A 495-nucleotide genomic window follows, 5' to 3' on the forward strand; every position below is an offset into this window, starting at 1 on the left:
CGCATTGTCGCAGTCCTGCCGTCCAGTTTCATCGGCATTCATCTTGTCAACCTCGTCGCTTGTCATTACATCAGTGAAAAATCAGAACCCCGTGTAAACCGGTTTCCGCAGTTATTCGTTCGCTGCTTGATTGCGGTCTTTGCGGGCCCGCACACGCTCGATAACGGCGCTCGGCCCTCCTTGCTGGAAGTAATACGCCGCTCTTTCAAAATCCCGGCGTAATCCCGTACTGCGTGATGATCGCGCTTTCGGGAGACCACTCGGAATTCGGCTGCCGGAGCGACCCTTTCTCAGCTTCTTGGTGGGCTGCTTGTCGGCGGCAGACTTCGGGTCCCGACAGAATTCCACGAGGGGTGCGAGCGCTTTGTCCCAAGTGAAACTCTCACGAACACGATTCACATTGGCGCGAGCGCTGGCGATCGCGTCCTCATCAAACAGGTAGGTCTCGAGCGCTTCCGCCAATGCGACCTGATCACGTTCAGGCACTGCGGCGCC

The 495-nt window shown here is 57.6% G+C and carries 1 protein-coding gene; it reads right to left on the reverse strand.

What is annotated here, in order from left to right:
* Nucleotides 1-111: 111 nt before the first annotated feature.
* On the reverse strand, nt 112-495 hold a 384-nt coding region (locus tag JF66_RS24025), incomplete at its 5' end, for a glycosyltransferase (protein ID WP_369798088.1).

Origin of the sequence: Cryobacterium sp. MLB-32, from assembly GCF_000738085.1 — a bacterium.
In the GTDB taxonomy this organism is placed as follows: domain Bacteria; phylum Actinomycetota; class Actinomycetes; order Actinomycetales; family Microbacteriaceae; genus Cryobacterium.